The organism is Bacteroides graminisolvens DSM 19988 = JCM 15093, from assembly GCF_000428125.1.
Lineage (GTDB): Bacteria > Bacteroidota > Bacteroidia > Bacteroidales > Bacteroidaceae > Bacteroides > Bacteroides graminisolvens.
In genome coordinates this window covers 472446-489988 of sequence record NZ_KE386627.1, presented here as the reverse complement: position 1 = coordinate 489988, position 17543 = coordinate 472446, and the positions used below count along the sequence as shown (strand labels likewise).

Sequence of the window (17543 nt, the reverse complement as noted above, 5' to 3'; positions counted from 1 at the left end):
ACCCATAGCTGGCATTCTCTTCTGAGGCGGATTTATTTGTTGTATTTTATTTTATTCTGCGATTCAACTGGTTATTGGCTTTGTTGGGACGCGACTTCCCGATGCGCTTGCCGGTTGGTTGCACTTTTTTGCCATTCTTACGGGGTATTTCACGCTTGGGTTTTTCGGAGCTGTTATTCATCTTTTCTTTTTGTTTTAATGGGTCATTGCATGCACACCAGTTGGTGAGAACATGGCTCGGCAAAGGTAAACAAATAATGCCATAAATGCGTGTTTTGTGGGTACAAATACCTGCTTGCTGCGTCTTAATGAGTAGCTATAGATATAACAAATATTCGAAATATAATGATGAGACGATTGAAATGGAGCCATTTATTCTCGGCTCTGTCGCTATGGATGGCGTGTACCGCTTCGCTGGGGGCGCAAACGAAGGTACCGGTTACCACAAGACATTACCTTTCCGGTACGGGCAGTGACGACATGGTGCAATGGGATTTCTTTTGTACCGATGGTCGTAACTCCAACAAATGGACGAAGATAGGAGTACCTTCTTGCTGGGAATTGCAGGGGTTCGGTAAGTTCCAATATGGAATAGGTTTCTACGGGAAACCCTTTCCCGAGGGCATTGCCGATGAAAAGGGTATGTACAAATATGAGTTCGATGTGCCGGCTCAATGGCGCGGAAACGCAGTTGAACTGGTGTTCGAGGCTTCCATGACTGACACGGAAGTGAAGGTGAACGGACGCAAAGCCGGAAGCAAGCACCAGGGAGCGTTCTATCGTTTTACTTACAACGTAACGGATCTGCTGAAATACGGAAAGAAAAACTTGCTGGAGGTTACCGTGAGTAAGGAAAGCGAGAATGCCGGTGTGAATCTGGCCGAACGCAGAGCCGACTATTGGAACTTCGGAGGTATTTTCCGTCCGGTATTCCTTGAAGTAAGACCGGCTGTGAACATCAGCAGGGTAGCTATCAACGCTACAGCCGATGGTGCGTTTGTGACCGACTGCTACCTCAATATGGCTGCTGCCAATACCAAGGTGCGTACCGTGATTTTCGATGCCAAAGGCAAAAAGGTGGCCGAAGAGGTGACTCCTGTTAAGGCAGGGGGCGACTGGACCACGGTGAGTGCTCGTGTGCAGAAACCTTTGTTGTGGAGCGCTGAAACGCCTAACTTATACAAGGCTGAGTTTTCATTGCTGGCTGCAGACGGTAGTGTGCTGCACCGTGAAACGAAATCGTTTGGTTTCCGCACCATCGAGGTGAAGGAGAGCGATGGAATGTACATCAACGGGGTGCGGGTAAACATCCGCGGGGTGAACCGTCACAGCTTCCGTCCGGAAACTGGACGCACGCTGAGCAAAGCCAAGAACATAGAAGATGTGCTGCTGATTAAAGACATGAATATGAACTCGGTGCGCTTGTCGCACTATCCGGCCGATCCTGAATTTCTTCAGGCTTGCGACTCATTGGGACTTTACGTGATGAGTGAGCTGGGTGGCTGGCATGGCAAATACGATACGCCCACCGGTGTGAAGCTGATTAAGAGCATGGTGGAACGTGACGTGAATCATCCGTCGGTTATCTGGTGGAGCAACGGAAACGAGAAAGGCTGGAATACCGAACTGGATGGTGAGTTCCACAAGCACGATCCGCAAAAGCGTCCGGTTATACATCCGCAGGGTAATTTTGGCGGATTTGAAACCATGCACTACCGTTCTTACGGTGAGAGCCAGGAGTACATGCGTCTGCCCGAAATATTTATGCCTACGGAATTCCTTCACGGTTTGTATGACGGTGGTCACGGTGCCGGCTTGTGGGATTACTGGGAAATGATGCGTAAACATCCGCGTTGCATCGGTGGTTTTCTTTGGGTGTTGGCCGACGAAGGGGTGAAGCGTGTCGACATGAATAACTTCATCGATAATCAGGGTAATTTTGGTGCCGATGGCATTGTAGGGCCTCATCATGAAAAAGAGGGTAGCTACTTCACCATTAAACAGATATGGAATCCGGTTCAGGTGATGGACACGAAGCTGACCACTGCTTTCGACGGGGTACTTCAAGTGGAGAACCGTTACGATTTTCTGAACCTGAACACTTGTACTTTTGCTTGGAAATACGTTCGTTTCCCACAAGCTACGGATGCGCAAAAAGCAGTAAAGGTGCTGAAAAGTGGCGAGGTAAAAGGAAGCAATGTGGCACCGCATGCTGCGGGAACGTTGCAGATTGCTCCGGCGGTGAAAGATGCCGATGTGTTGCTGCTTACGGCAACAGACGCTTACGGTAAGGAGTTATTTACCTGGAGCTTTAAATTGGATAACAGCAGCGTGGCTGCCGCAGGTGTTGACCCGCAAAAAGCTTCTGCTGCTACGTACTCGGAAACGGCCGAAGCGCTGACTGTGAAGGTGGGCGACAAGGAATATACGTTCTGCAAGAAAGACGGACAGCTGAAGCAGGTGAAACTGGGTAGCAAGCTGATGAGCTTTGCCAATGGTCCGCGTTTCATCGGCGCACGTCGTGCCGACCGTTCGTTGGATCAGTTCTACAACCACGACGACGAGAAAGCGAAAGAGAAAGACCGCACGTATACGGAGTTTACAGACGCAGCCAGCTTCACCGGATTCGACGTGAAACAGGAGTCGGGTATGCTGGTGGTAACAGCCAATTATAAATTGGGCAACCTGGACAAAGCACAGTGGAGTGTGCTGGCTGATGGTACGCTGGTGCTCGATTACACGTATAACTTCAGCGGTGTAGTCGATTTGATGGGTATCCGGTTTGACTATCCCGAAGAAAAGGTGCTGAGCAAACAATGGCTGGGCGACGGTCCGTACCGGGTGTGGCAAAACCGCTTGCACGGTCCGCAATACAACTTATGGGAGAATGATTACAACGATCCCGTGCCTGGTGAGAGCTTTACTTATCCTGAGTTCAAAGGTTACTTTGCTCACGTTTCATGGATGAACATCCGCACACGCGAAGGCGTGATCAGCATCACCAACCACACACCGGATGCGTATGTGGGAGTGTATCAACCACGCGATGGCCGCGATCGTTTGCTCTATACACTGCCCGAAAGCGGAATCTCTCTGCTCAACGTGATTCCGGCTGTGCGTAACAAAGTGAATGCAACCGATCTTTGCGGTCCGTCGTCACAACCCCGTTGGGTTAGTGGGGCGCAACAGGGACAAATAGTACTTCGCTTTCAAGCAAACTAAATCATCACTTCATCTATATAGCTCACTACTCGTGAGGTATATAGATGAGCAATCATCAGGTATATAGCTGCGGCTTGCGGGCTATATAGCTTACATACATTGAGGTATATAGCTCACAACTCAGTAGCTATATACCTCTTTTTAATGGGTACAATTGCTATCTTTGTTCGTCTCCTTAGTATAATAATAGGCAAAATCATGATCAACACGAAACTTCGTATACTTTCGCTACTTGCCTGCTTCGTTGCTCTTTTGGGTAGTATAACGGCGCAGGAAGCTCTTCGTAATCATTTTCGCAACCCATCGGGCGAGGCAAAGCCCTGGACATTCTGGTACTGGATGTATGGCGCTGTTTCCAAGGAAGGCATCAAAGCCGATCTGGAAGCGATGAAGCAAGTCGGCTTGGGCGGAGCTTACCTGATGCCCATTCGTGATTCCTCACGCTTTAGTGAATACCCCAATCCGGCCAATCAGCTTACACCCCAATGGTGGGAGATGGTGCGTTATAGCATGCAGGAAGCCGACAGACTGGGATTGCAGTTGGGTATGCACATTTGTGACGGTTTTGCCTTGGCGGGTGGTCCGTGGATTACTCCTGAAGAATCTATGCAGAAGGTAGTATGGAGTGACACCATCGTGTCGGGAGGCAATTTGCGCAACGTACGCCTCAAGCAGCCCGAATCATACAAAGGATTCTATAAGGAGATTGCCTTGCTGGCTCTGCCTGCCACGCAGTGGGCGGGTGATGCCGGTACTCAACCAGTGCGTATCACTTCGGGCAATACGGATATGGGTAAGACTATTGACCCTGCCAAAGGTATTACCATTGCTGCCGACGGGGTTATTCGTTCGTCACTTCCCTGCTGGATTCAGTATGAATATGCCCGGCCGTTTACCTGCCGCAACGTGGAGGTGATTCTTAGCGGTAACAATTATCAGGCACATCGCCTGAAGGTGATGGCGAGTGATGATGGGGTAAACTTCCGCTTGGTGAAGCAGTTGATCCCTGCCCGTCAGGGATGGCAAAATACAGATGAGAACTCTACTCACAGCATACCGGCCACTACGGCTCGTTACTTTCGTTTTTACTGGGATCCGGCGGGTAGTGAGCCGGGTAGTGAAGACATGGATGCTGCCAAGTGGAAACCAAACTTAAAGATTAAGCAACTGGTGTTGCACAGCGAACCGCGTCTCAATCAGTGGGAAGGTAAAGCCGGACTGGTTTGGCGTGTTGCTGCTCGCACCACGGATAAGGAGATTGGCGCTGCCGATTGCATCAATCCAAATCAGGTTATCGACCTCACCCGTTATTTAAGGGATGGGGTGCTTACTGCGAAACTTCCCAAAGGCCAATGGAGGTTGTTGCGCATGGGGCATACGGCAACGGGGCACACCAATGCTACCGGTGGTGGGGCTATCGGACTGGAGTGCGATAAGTTTAGTGAGGCGGCTGTGCGCAAGCAGTTCAACAACTGGTTTGGTGCTGCGTTTAGCAAAACGGATCCGGCTTTGGCACGTAAAGTTCTTAAATACATGCACGTTGACAGTTGGGAGTGTGGCAGTCAGAACTGGAGCTCCAATTTTGCTGCTGAGTTCCACAAACGTAGAGGTTATTCGCTGATGCCTTACCTGCCTCTGCTGGCGGGTATTCCGATGGAGAGCGCTTCTCGTTCGGAAGATGTGCTTCGCGATGTGCGTACCACCATTAGCGAACTGGTGGTCGATGTATTCTATAAAACGCTGGCTGCCTGTGCACAATCGTACGGCTGTGAGTTCTCGGCCGAATGTGTGGCGCCTACCATGGTGAGCGACGGATTGTTGCACTATCAGGTAGCCGACAGACCCATGGGGGAATTCTGGTTGAACAGTCCCACTCACGATAAACCAAACGATATGCTCGATGCCATTAGCGGTGCACATATCTACGGAAAGAATATTATTCAGGCAGAAGGCTTTACGGAGTTGCGCGGCACATGGAACGAGCATCCGGCTATGCTGAAGACTTTGCTCGATCGCAACTATGCATTGGGTATCAACAAATTGTTTTTCCATGTGAACACGCACAACCCGTACACGGATCGTCAGCCGGGCATGACGCTGGATGGCATCGGACTGTTTTTCCAACGGGATCAAACTTGGTGGAAGGATGGCGGAAAGGCGTTTGTTGACTACATCGCTCGCTGTCAGACTTTGTTGCAATACGGACATCCGGTTGCCGATGTAGCTGTGTTTACCGGTGAAGAGATGCCTCGACGGGCTGTATTGCCCGAGCGTTTGGTTCCTTCACTTCCGGGCTTATTTGGTAGTGAACGGGTGGAGAGCGAACGGGTGCGACTGGCTAATGTGGGCCAGCCCTTGCGTGAACAACCGGTGGGTGTGAGTCATTCAGCCAACATGGCCGATCCCGATCAATGGGTGAATCCGTTGCGCGGTTACGCATACGATTCCTTTAATCGAGATGCACTGCTTCGCTTGGCTAAGGTGGAGAACGGCCGGTTAACACTACCCGGCGGAGCGTCCTATAAGGTGTTGGTGTTGCCATTGCCACGTCCCATGAGTCCCGACAGTCTGCCTCTTTCTCAGGAAGTGCAAGCCAAAGTGAACGAATGGCGTGAGGCAGGTATCATTATACCTCAACTTCCGTATATGGAAAGCGATTTCTCTGCTTACGGTTTGCAGCGTGATGTCATCGTTCCGGCCGATGTGGCGTGGACTCACCGTTGCGGTAAGGAAGCCGATATTTACTTCATCTCCAATCAACAGGATAAAGAACGTAGTTTCCCGGTAAGCATGCGTCAGAGTGGCAAGTACGTTGAACTCTGGAATCCGGTAACGGGTGAGATCACTCCCGTAGCCTGCACAGAGAGCAACGGACGTACCGAAATAACCGTGAAACTGCATGCCAATGAGTCGGTATTCGTGGTGCTGACGAAAACTCCCCGTGCAGCTGTGCAGCAGAGTGCCGAAATCAAGACCACTACTGTTCTAACATTAAACGGTAGTGAGTGGAACATTCATTTCCCTCGCATCAATCAAGAAATAAAGGATAGTAAGCTGTTTGACTGGACTACCTCGCTCAATGAAAAGGTGAAATATTACTCGGGTACGGCAACCTATCAAACAACCTTCACTTGGAGTGCCAGGAGTACTGCCAAGGGGGTAACAGGTCGTGTGTATCTTTCAGTGGGTAAGGTGGCAGATGTGGCTACGATCAAGGTTAACGGAGTAGATTGCGGTACGTTGTGGACTGCCCCTTACTGTGTCGATGTAACGCATGCCTTGAAGAAAGGACAAAATACATTGCAGATTGAAGTGACCAACACGTGGGCCAATGCCATTAATGGAGCCGACAAAGGGAAAGCTCCTTTCGAAGGTATATGGACCAATGCGAAGTACCGCATGAAGGAAGACGCTTTGATTCCGGCAGGCTTGCTCGGTCCGGTGCAGCTGCTTGAACGACAAATAAAATAACAACAATATTATAAAGGAAGACAATGAAAAAATCAGTTTTACCAAGAAAAACGCTGCTGCTTGCCTGTTTGTTGGCAACTGCGCTTGGTGTGAAGGCAGAGGTAAAGCTCCCTGCTATTTTCTCAGACGGTATGGTGATGCAACAACAAAGCAACGCTAACCTCTGGGGTACGGCTACGGCCGGTAAACAGGTGGTCATTACTACCGGATGGAACAATAAACAATACCGCACCAAAGCCGATGCTACCGGTAAGTGGCAGGTAGCTGTGGCTACTCCCAAGGCTGGCGGACCGTATACACTTACCTTTAACGATGGTCAAACAACTTCACTGAAGAATGTGTTGGTAGGTGAGGTGTGGCTTTGCTCAGGTCAAAGCAACATGGAAATGCCCATGAAGGGCTTCAAAAACCAACCGGTGGCAGGAGCCAATATGGATGTTCTGAAGAGTAAGAATCCCGCTATCCGTTTGTTTACCGTGAAGCGTACTTCTACCTTATTGCCTCAAACTGATGTGGTGGGCAGCTGGCAGGAAGCCGAACCTAAAACGGTATATGAATTCAGTGCAACGGCTTACTATTTCGGTAAACTAATACAAGAAATGCTGCAAGTTCCTGTGGGGCTGGTGGTTACTGCCTGGGGTGGATCGGCTGCCGAAGCATGGATGACGGAGGATATGCTAAAAGCATTTCCCGATGCTAAAATTCCCCGTACGGATGAGGATATCAAGTCGAAAAACCGCACGCCTACAGTGTTGTACAACGGAATGTTGAACCCGCTGATTGGTCTGACCATGAAAGGAGTTATTTGGTATCAGGGTGAAGATAATTACAACCGTGCACACACTTATGCAGATATGTTTGCCACGTTAATTAAAGGCTGGCGTGCTGCCTGGAAGCAAGGCGATTTTCCGTTCTACTATTGTCAGATTGCCCCTTACGATTACGGAATTATCACTGAAAAAGGAAAAGAAGTAATTAATTCGGCTTATCTTCGTGAGGCGCAGGCGCAAGTGGAACAACGTGTACCCCATACGGGCATGGCTGTTTTGCTCGATGCCGGGATGGAAAAAGGAATTCATCCGTCGAAGAAAAACATAGCCGGTGAGCGTTTGGCACTACTGGCGCTGAGCAAGACTTACGGTTTTGAGGGAGTAAGCGGTGAGAGTCCTTACTACAAAGCCTTCGAGGTAAAGGGTGACACAGCTATTGTGCAATTTGAACGTGCTCCGATGTGGATTACCGGCAAAGATTGCTTTGAATCGAAACTCTTCAAGGTGGCAGGAGCCGACAAAGTGTTCTATCCGGCCAAGGCTTGGATTGAACGCAGTAAAGTGTATGTAAAGAGCGAGCAGGTGCCTCATCCGGTGGCTGTGCGCTATGCATTCGATAATTATGTGGATGGCGATTTGTATGGCTGCAACGGCTTGCCTATATCGTCTTTCCGCACTGATAATTGGTAACGTCATACAAGATATATGAGGAAACTCTTTTCACTATTTTTGATGTTGATCATTGGCGTGCAGGTTCTTCGGGCCCAGCATGCCAATGTTGTTTGGAATACTCCCTCGCGTAATTCGTCGGAATCCATGCCGTGTGGTGGTGGTGACATCGGACTGAATGTATGGGTGGAAAATGGCGATTTACTTTTCTACATCAGTCGCAGCGGTACGTTCGATGAGCACAACTGTCAGCTTAAGCAGGGGCGGGTGCGTATGCGTCTGACGCCCAATCCGTTTGCTGTGAAGGATGGTTTCCGTCAGGAACTCAAACTGAATGATGGCTATGTAGAGGTTGCTTGCGGTGGTGCGGTGGTGCAGCTATGGGTAGATGTTTTCAAACCACTCATTCACGTGGAACTGAAAAGTAACACTCCGGTTACAGCCGATGTCTTCTACGAAAACTGGAGGTATCATGACCGGTTGATACGCAAGGGTGAGGGACAGCAAAATTCCTACAAATGGGTGATGAGAGAGGGCATGGCTACTACGAAAGACTCTATCAGGGCCGTGCGCAATGAGGTGGTTTTCTACCACCGTAATCCGGAACAAACTGTTTTCGATGTAGCTGTGGAACAGCAGGACATGGAGACTGTAAAAGATAAAATGATGAATCCTTTGAAGAACCTTACCTTCGGAGGAAAGCTTTGGGGCGACAACCTTACTTTTGTAGGCACTCAAGAAGGTGTTTATCCGGGAACAGATTACCGCGCCTGGCATTTGCGCACACAGAAACCTGTGCGTACTCAGCAACTTCATATAGCATTGCATACGTTGCAAACAGCTCACGTAAACGAATGGGAGCAGGGGTTGGCTGAGCTTGCAAAGCCTCGTAAACAGGCTATGCTGCAACAAGATAAGAAGAATACGCGTGATTGGTGGAACAGGTTCTGGCAACGTAGCTTTATTGTAGCTGCCAATCCGTCTTCAACTCCTGATTTGGCTAATATTACACGTAACTATACACTGTTTCGCTACATGTTGGGCTGCAATGCATACGGAACAGTACCTACTAAATTCAACGGCGGACTATTCACCTTTGACCCTTGCCATGTGGATGAGAAGCAATCGTTCACACCCGATTACAGGAAGTGGGGAGGTGGTACCATGACGGCACAAAATCAGCGACTGGTATACTGGCCCATGCTCAAAAGCGGTGATGCTGATATGATGCCTTCTCAGTTTAACTTTTACTTGCGCATGCTCGGCAATGCAGAGTTGCGCAGTAAGGTGTATTGGAATCATGCGGGTGCTTGTTTTGCCGAACAGATAGAGAACTTCGGCTTACCCAACCCGGCTGAATATGGCTTTAAGCGCCCCGCTTATTTCGATAAGGGAGTGGAGTATAACGCTTGGCTGGAGTATGAATGGGACACGGTGCTGGAGTTCTGTCAGATGATTCTGGATTCACATGATTATGCCGGTGCAAACATAGATGCTTACCTGCCCATGATAGATAGTGCACTCACGTTTTTTGATGAGCACTATCGTTACCTGGCCCGACTGCGCGGACGTAAAGATTTGGATGGTAACGGACATTTGGTGCTCTTTCCGGGTTCGGCTTGCGAAACTTATAAAATGACAAACAATGCTGCCAGCACAGTAGCAGCCTTACGCACGGTGTTGCAAAATTACGGAAAGAAACCCGAGATGCTTGCTAAAATCCCTCCATTGCCTTTGCGCGTGGTGGATGGTAAGGAGATGATAGCACCTGCCAAGACATGGGAGCGTGTGAACAATGTGGAAACCCCACAACTTTACCCCGTGTTTCCGTGGCGTATGTATGGAGTGGGAAGAGATAGTTTGCAACTAGCTCGGAATACATATCTGTATGACCCCGATGCGCTAAAATTCCGTACACACACCGGTTGGAAGCAAGATAACATTTGGGCGGCTTGTCTGGGACTTACGGAAGAAGCTCAAAGGCTGACTCTGTTGAAACTAGCCGATGGTCCGCACCGTTTCCCCGCATTCTGGGGACCCGGTTACGACTGGACGCCCGATCACAACTGGGGCGGTAGCGGCATGATTGGTTTGCAGGAAATGTTGTTGCAAACAGTGGGTGATCGTATTCTTCTCTTTCCTGCATGGCCTGTCAACTGGGATGTGCATTTCAAACTACATGCCCCCAAACAAACGGTGGTTGAAGCTGAATGGAAAGGTGGTCGACTGACTCAGTTAAAGGTTACACCCGAAAGTCGTCGCAAAGACATCGAATTAATGATTAAGTGAGATAAGTAAGTATAATACATATAAAGAAACATATTGCATGAAGAAAATTGTATCTACGCTTGTGGCTGTATTGCTCATTACATCGGTATGGGCTCAGAACTATCGTCCGGAAACCTCGGTAGCGGGCTTTATGTCGTTGCCGGGATCGGGCAGAAACGTGTATAATTTTAATCCCGGATGGCGTTTCCATAAAGGAGATGTGGCAGGTGCCGAAGCGTTAAACTTTGATGATTCTGCCTGGCAGGTGGTTTCTACTCCGCATACAGTGGAACTGGAGCCGGCTGAGGCAAGCGGTGGTCGCAATTATCAGGGAATAGCTTGGTATCGCAAACATTTTGTGGTGCCTGCTGCCATGCAGGGTCAGCTGGTTACGGTTTACTTTGAGGCGATAATGGGCAAGCAGGAAGTCTTCCTCAACGGAAAACTAGTGAGAAAACACGCAGGAGGTTATCTGCCTTTTTCGGTGAACTTAACCGATTATGGTATCAAAGCTGGTGACAAATGTGTGTTGGCCGTAATGACCGACAATAGCAACGATAAGAACTATCCTCCCGGTAAACCCCAGTACACACTCGACTTTGCTTATCACGGTGGCATCTATCGTGATGTGTGGCTCATCGGTAAATCGGATGTGAGCATAACAGATGCGCTCGAAGCCAATAAAGTGGCCGGCGGCGGAGTGTTTGTGCATTTTGATCAGATATCTGAGAAGAAGGCACAGGTGTTTGTTGATACGGAGGTAAAGAATAGCGGAACGGCACGCAGGGTGGTTACAGTAGAAACTACATTGACCAATGCATCCGGAAAGAAAGTAAAGCAGACTTCGAGCCGTGTTATGCTCAATGCTGGTGAAAGTGTAACGGTAAAACAGAAGATGCAGGTAAGCAATCCGCATCTGTGGAGCCCGGATTCTCCTTATTTGTATAGAGTGGAATCTCGTGTTGCGGAAGGCAAACTGGCACTCGACGGTGGTGTAACCCGCGTAGGTATTCGCAAAGCCGAATTTAAGGATAAAGCCGGATTTTGGCTCAACGGTAAGCCGTTTGGTCAGTTGGTAGGTGCCAATCGCCATCAGGACTTTGCTTATGTAGGCAATGCATTGCCTAATTCGCAGCAATGGAGAGATGCTAAGCGTTTGCGTGATGCCGGCTGTCGCATTGTTCGTGTGGCTCATTATCCGCAGGATCCTTCCTTTATGGATGCGTGTGACGAGTTGGGTATTTTCGTTATTGTAGCAACTCCGGGTTGGCAGTATTGGAACAAAGATCCTGAATTTGCCCGTTTAGTGCATGAAAACACCCGTATGATGATTCGTCGTGACCGTAACCATGCTTCAGTACTGATGTGGGAACCTATTTTGAATGAAACGCGTTATCCGCTCGATTTTGCATTGGAAGCTTTGCTAATCACAAAAGACGAATATCCTTATCCGGGGCGTCCGGTAGCTGCTGCCGATGTCCACTCGGAGGGAGTGAAGGAACATTACGACGTGGTGTACGGATGGCCGGGCGATGATGTAAAAGGTGTTGCACGGCAATGCATCTTTACCCGTGAGTTTGGTGAGAATGTTGACGATTGGTATGCGCACAACAATAATAACCGTGCAAGTCGCAGCTGGGGTGAGCGCCCCATGTTGGTACAAGCTTTGTCATTAGCTAAAAGCTATGACGAGATGTATCAAACCAACGGACAGTTTATCGGAGGTGCGCAATGGCATCCGTTTGATCATCAGCGGGGGTATCATCCGGATCCGTATTGGGGAGGAATCTTTGATGCTTTCCGTCAGTCCAAATACGCGTATTACATGTTTCGCAGTCAGACTGCTGCTGACCTGAATCATCCTTTGGCTGAAAGTGGACCTATGGTTTACATCGCACATGAAATGTCGCAGTTCTCAGATAAAGATGTGGTTGTGTTCAGTAATTGCGATTCAGTGCGACTGTCTATTTATGACGGTACTCGTAGCTGGACGAAACCAGTTGTGCATGCTAAAGGACACATGCCCAATGCTCCTGTTGTATTTGAAAACGTATGGGATTTCTGGGAAGCAAGAGGTTATAGCTATGTTCAGAAGAACTGGAAAAAGGTAAATTTGGTTGCTGAAGGCATTCGGAACGGAGAGGTGGTGTGTACTACCAAGAAAATGCCGTCGCGCCGGTCAACCAAGTTGCAGTTACGGGTAGATTATCAAAATTCACCTCTCGTAGCGGATGGGTCCGACTTCATTGTTGTTGTGGCCGAAGTAACGGACGATAGCGGCAATGTGCGTCGCTTGGCAAAAGAAAATGTAGTGTTCACGGTTGAAGGTGAAGGTGAAATAATAGGTGATGCAACCATCGGAGCCAATCCCCGTGCAGTGGAATTCGGTTCGGCACCGGTGCTCATTCGTTCTACTCGTAAGGCTGGTAAGATTAAAGTAAAGGCTCGTGTACAATACGAAGGTACCCATGCGCCCACACCTGCTGAGATTGAGTTTGAAAGTGTACCCTCATTACTGCCGGCATGCTTCACGGAGCAAACCCGTCAAACCGATGCTGCGAGTATAGATAAGGAACGGGCAGCCTCGTCAGAAAAGAAAATATTAAGTGAAGAAGAAAAGCAAAAATTACTTATAGAAGTTGAACGCCAGCAAACCGAATTTGGTGAAAAACACAAGGAATAGTTTTTTTTGCTACCTTTGGAGCGGTTATCACACAATTTGAACGTCTTTTTACCATGAAGAAGCTTAGCTTTATCTTTCTATTAATGGTGTACTCATGCTTATCGGTGCATGCGTACACCAATATGATTGTTGAACACTACACGGTTGATCAGGGGTTGCCCAACAACATCGTAAACTGTTCGCTCAAAGGAAGAGATGGCTTTATGTGGTTTGGTACCTGGTACGGCTTGTGCAGTTTCGACGGCAGTAAGTTCCGTGCTTATAACAATCGCGACGGCTTCTATTCAGACATTCCGCCTCGTAAAATCCAGAGTCTGCTCGAAGATAAAAACGGCTTTCTCTGGATCAAAACGGTGGATAGAAAACTCTATGTTTTCGATAAGGTCAACGAACGCTTCCATGCCGTGTATGACGACATGAAAGAGTATTCGGAAAACATTCAGATCATTAAGATACAACTTACCCCCGAAGGCGATGTACTGCTGCTGACCAAAGACAAGAGTCTGCTTCGTGCATCGACTGATAAGGAAGGTAAGATTGACATCCGTTTGCTGCACGATTCGGGCATTAATGCGGCGTTGTATGACTGGCGTTTGCGCAACAATGTGTTTTGTGAAACGCGTGAATACGTTAATTGGATAGGCATTGATTACAAGATATTTTCTTTTCGTAAGGGTAGTAAACTGCTCGATAAACCAATTGACTTTATCAGTAAAAAGATGGGCGTGAGTGCCAAAAAGGTATTTACTTGTGCCTATGGTGGTGAAAAGGCTGTGTGGCTGGGAGATGAGAATGGAAACCTTTACCGCATTGATCTGACAAGCGGTGGGGTGAACAAATACAGGCTACCGGGTATTGTAAGCAGAATAGAGAATCTGCTGGTTACCGATGCCGGAGTAGTGTATATCAGTATGGGTGGTCAGGGGTTTTATGAATACAACCTCAACAGTCGCTCGCTTCGCAAACTGCCTGTTGCAGCAGGGAAGGCAACAGTAACTCACTCTTTTGTCGATAAGTATGATAAACTGTGGTTTATTGAGGGCAACAGCGGTGCTTTGTGCTATGACCCGCTTAACGATGAGAGTGAACGGTTTACTTTTCCTTCGGGACAGGCTCTTTGTGACTTCTCGGTACAAGATGCCGGTGAACAAGGACTGTTCTTCCTCACTACTTCCGGAGAAGTGATGTCTTATGACCGTGAAACGCGAATCATGACCCGCCTCAACCAGATGAAGCAGTTCATGATTGAAGAGAAGAATCATCTCTTCTTCAATATGCTGATTGACAACGATGGCGTTTTGTGGCTAACATCAACCAGTGCCGGAGTGTATCGCATCAATTTCCCCAAAAAACAATTTCGTTTGCTGGATCCTCGCAGCTTTGGTTCGGTAGATGAGAAGCAGTCGGCTATGGGTATCAAAGCTTTGTTCCAGGCTCGTAACGGAGATATATGGATTGGTACTCGCTGGCAGCAGGTGTACCGTCTGGATCGACAGGGAAGAATCAAACAAGTTTATTCGGCAGCCAATTATCACATTGGCAATGTGTATAACATCATGGAAGATAACAAGGGAAATCTTTGGTTCTCAACCAAAGGTAACGGTTTGGTTAAGGCTGAACCGGACGCTTCTTCCAAGTTAGGCTTTAAGTTTACCCGATTTACGAATAACCCCCAACAAAGTAATTCTATCAGCGGCAACGAGGTGTACTTTACTTTTCAAGACAGTAAAGGACACATTTGGGTAGGTGTGCTGGCCGGTGGACTGAATCTATTGAGTGAGGAACACGGGCAAACGGTGTTTAAACACAAATATAACGGTTTAAAACGTTATCCGTCTTACGGATTGTACATGGATGTGCGTAACATTACCGAAGACAATGACGGACGTATCTGGGTGGGTACCATGGATGGGCTGATGTCTTTCAGCAATCGTTTCACTTCGCCCGAACAAATAGAATTTGAAACGTATCGCGGACAGAGTGTCAGCTCTAACATTGCCGATAATGATATCTATGTGCTTTACCGTGACAGGGAAGGCAGTATATGGGTGAGTGTGTTTGGCGGAGGAGTTAGTAAACTCATCGGGTATGATAAAATAACTCGCAGACCGTTGTTCAAATCATACGGTTTGCGTGAGGGACTAAACACGGATGTGGTTGTATCTATTGTAGAAGATAAGGACAAATACCTGTGGTTTGTAACGGAAGATGGCTTGTCTCGTTTTGATCGTAAAACGGAGCGTATTCGTAATTTCGACAAATATGATGGGTTCTTTAACGTGAAGATGGAAGAGAGTTCGGCCCTCAAAACATTCGACGGTGAACTGTGGTTGGGTTGTAAACAGGGCGTGCTCATTTTCTCGCCTGACAAGATTGAAACACTCAATGTAAGCTACCAAACGTACATTGTGGATTTCCAGGTGTCGAACAGGGATTTGCGTAGTTTCCGTGAAGATCCCATCCTGATGGAATCGGTGAAGTATGCCGATAACATTGAGTTGAAGCACAATCAGTCCATGTTTACCATTGAGTTTGCTGCGCTCAACTATTACAACCAAAACCGGGTGTCTTATAAATACATACTCGAAGGTTACGAAACGGAGTGGCACTTCAACGGCAAGAACCGCATTGCTTCCTACACCAATGTACCTCCGGGCGAATACGTGTTCCGTGTACAATCCATTGACGAGGCCAATCCCGAATTGCTATCGGAGAAGACACTGCACATCACCATTCTTCCTCCCTGGTGGCGCACGTGGTGGGCATACACCATTTATACGCTTATCGGATTGGCATTGTTATGGGCCATTCTGAAGCTCACGTTCTTCATGATACGCATGAAAAACGACATCTACATTGAGCAACGGTTATCGGAGCTGAAGATTAAGTTCTTCACTAACATATCACACGAATTGCGTACGCCGCTTACTTTGATCAAAGGTCCTATTCAAGAGCTTAAGGATAAGGAAAGTCTCACTGAAAAAGGGAAGCAGTACGTGGAACTGATGGAAAAGAATACCAATCAGATGCTTCAATTAGTGAATCAGATACTTGATTTCCGGAAGATACAAAGCGGTAAAATGCGTTTGCACGTATCACAAATAAACCTCAATACGTTGGTACAAAGCTTCCAGAAAGAGTTTCGTGTACTGGCCGAGGAAAACGAAATCAGTTTCAATTTCCAGTTGGCCGATGAAACCATCTACCTCTGGGCCGATAAAGAGAAGCTGGAAACGGTGATTCGGAATATCATTTCAAATGCTTTCAAGTTCACCCCTTCGGGTGGAAGCATTTTTGTGTCGACCGGTTTAGTGGAAGGAAGCGAGCGTTGCTACATCCGTGTGGAGGACAACGGGGTAGGTATACCACAAAATAAACTATCCGAAATATTTGAGCGTTTCTCGCAAGGAGAGAATGCGCGGAATGCATATTACCAAGGTACCGGCATCGGATTGGCCTTGTCGAAAGAGATTATCTCTTTGCATCACGGATTGGTGAAGGCGGAGAGTGAAGCCCAACAAGGAGCTGTGTTTACAGTAGAACTTTTGCTTGGAAAGGAACACTATAAGCCTTCTGAGGTTGATTTTTATGTGGGCGATGGTGAGGCAGAGGCTGTGGGCAGCGACTTGTCGTATGCTGAAACACAGGAGGTTGTTAACGAGGAAGAGGGTATGGATGCTTCACTACCTACTGTGTTGTTGGTTGAGGACAATAAAGATCTGGGCAATCTGCTCAAACTTCAGCTGGAAGACCGTTACAACATTTACCTAGCCGCCAATGGTGTAGAAGGTTTGAAGAAAGTACATTTGTATCATCCCGATATTGTGGTGACAGATCAGATGATGCCCGAAATGTCGGGAACGGAGATGCTGCAACGTATTCGTCAGGATTTCCAGATCAGTCACATTCCGGTGATCATCCTCACGGCTAAGAATGACGATGAGGCTAAGACCAAAGCCATCAGTATGGGAGCCAATGCTTACATAACCAAGCCATTCAGTAAAGACTATCTTATTGCGCGTATAGAGCAGTTGCTGGGTGAGCGTAAACTGTTCCGCGAACGTGTGTGGACACATACTGAAGAGGCACAGCCCGACAATTACGAGCAATACTTGGTTAAGAAAGATATTCAGTTGCTTGAGAAGATACATCAGGTGATTGAAGAGAACCTCGATAACAGCGACTTCAACATTGACACCATAGCTGCCAACGTAGGGTTGAGCCGTTCGGCTTTCTTCAAGAAGTTGAAGAGTCTTACCGGTTTGGCTCCGGTTGACCTTGTGAAAGAGATTCGTCTGAATAAGTCCATCGAACTCATCAAGAATACGGATATGAGCATTTCGGAGATTGCCTTTGCGGTAGGATTCAAGGATTCGGGTTATTACAGCAAGTGTTTCCGCAAAAAGTACGACCAGACTCCCCGCGAATACATGAATGAGTGGAGAAAAGTGTAAACCACC

7 protein-coding genes are annotated in these 17543 nt (G+C 47.9%); 6 read left to right on the top strand and 1 reads right to left on the bottom strand.

Annotation, left to right across the window (positions count from 1 at the left end; genetic code table 11):
* Nucleotides 1-46: 46 nt before the first annotated feature.
* Nucleotides 47-181 carry a hypothetical protein gene (locus C511_RS18460; protein WP_262482344.1) on the bottom strand — a complete coding sequence of 45 codons (135 nt, stop codon included), beginning with the start codon at nucleotides 179-181 and terminating at the stop codon, nucleotides 47-49.
* A 215-nt stretch (nucleotides 182-396) separates the two neighbouring features.
* Here C511_RS18460 and C511_RS0114555 point away from each other — a divergent pair, with 215 nt between their 5' ends.
* The 6 genes from C511_RS0114555 to C511_RS0114530 all read left to right on the top strand — a co-directional run bounded on the left by C511_RS0114555 (nucleotide 397) and on the right by C511_RS0114530 (nucleotide 17537).
* A complete protein-coding gene (locus tag C511_RS0114555) occupies nucleotides 397-3222 on the top strand; it encodes a glycoside hydrolase family 2 protein (protein ID WP_244877242.1) in 2826 nt (941 codons plus the stop codon).
* Nucleotides 3223-3420: 198 nt separating this feature from the next.
* A complete protein-coding gene (locus C511_RS0114550; protein ID WP_034782663.1) occupies nucleotides 3421-6693 on the top strand; it encodes a glycosyl hydrolase in 3273 nt (1090 codons plus the stop codon).
* A 23-nt stretch (nucleotides 6694-6716) separates the two neighbouring features.
* The gene (locus C511_RS0114545; protein WP_027318331.1) at nucleotides 6717-8153 is read left to right on the top strand and encodes a sialate O-acetylesterase; all 1437 of its coding nucleotides are present in this window, start codon (nucleotides 6717-6719) and stop codon (nucleotides 8151-8153) included.
* A 15-nt stretch (nucleotides 8154-8168) separates the two neighbouring features.
* Nucleotides 8169-10421, top strand: a complete 2253-nt coding sequence (locus tag C511_RS0114540; RefSeq protein ID WP_027318330.1) for a DUF5703 domain-containing protein — start codon at nucleotides 8169-8171, stop codon at nucleotides 10419-10421.
* Nucleotides 10422-10458: 37 nt separating this feature from the next.
* Nucleotides 10459-13083, top strand: coding sequence for a glycoside hydrolase family 2 protein (locus tag C511_RS0114535; RefSeq protein ID WP_024995719.1), 2625 nt, complete (start codon nucleotides 10459-10461; stop codon nucleotides 13081-13083).
* Nucleotides 13084-13136: 53 nt separating this feature from the next.
* A complete protein-coding gene (locus C511_RS0114530) occupies nucleotides 13137-17537 on the top strand; it encodes a hybrid sensor histidine kinase/response regulator transcription factor (protein ID WP_024995718.1) in 4401 nt (1466 codons plus the stop codon).
* Nucleotides 17538-17543 lie beyond the last annotated feature (6 nt).

Coding starts and splice junctions, on each gene's coding strand:
- C511_RS0114555 (WP_244877242.1), top strand. CDS start 397: ATGGCGTGTACCGCTTCGCTGGGGGCGCAAACGAAGGTACCGGTTACC.
- C511_RS0114545 (WP_027318331.1), top strand. CDS start 6,717: ATGAAAAAATCAGTTTTACCAAGAAAAACGCTGCTGCTTGCCTGTTTG.
- C511_RS0114530 (WP_024995718.1), top strand. CDS start 13,137: ATGAAGAAGCTTAGCTTTATCTTTCTATTAATGGTGTACTCATGCTTA.
- C511_RS0114535 (WP_024995719.1), top strand. CDS start 10,459: ATGAAGAAAATTGTATCTACGCTTGTGGCTGTATTGCTCATTACATCG.
- C511_RS0114550 (WP_034782663.1), top strand. CDS start 3,421: ATGATCAACACGAAACTTCGTATACTTTCGCTACTTGCCTGCTTCGTT.
- C511_RS18460 (WP_262482344.1), bottom strand. CDS start 181: ATGAATAACAGCTCCGAAAAACCCAAGCGTGAAATACCCCGTAAGAAT.
- C511_RS0114540 (WP_027318330.1), top strand. CDS start 8,169: ATGAGGAAACTCTTTTCACTATTTTTGATGTTGATCATTGGCGTGCAG.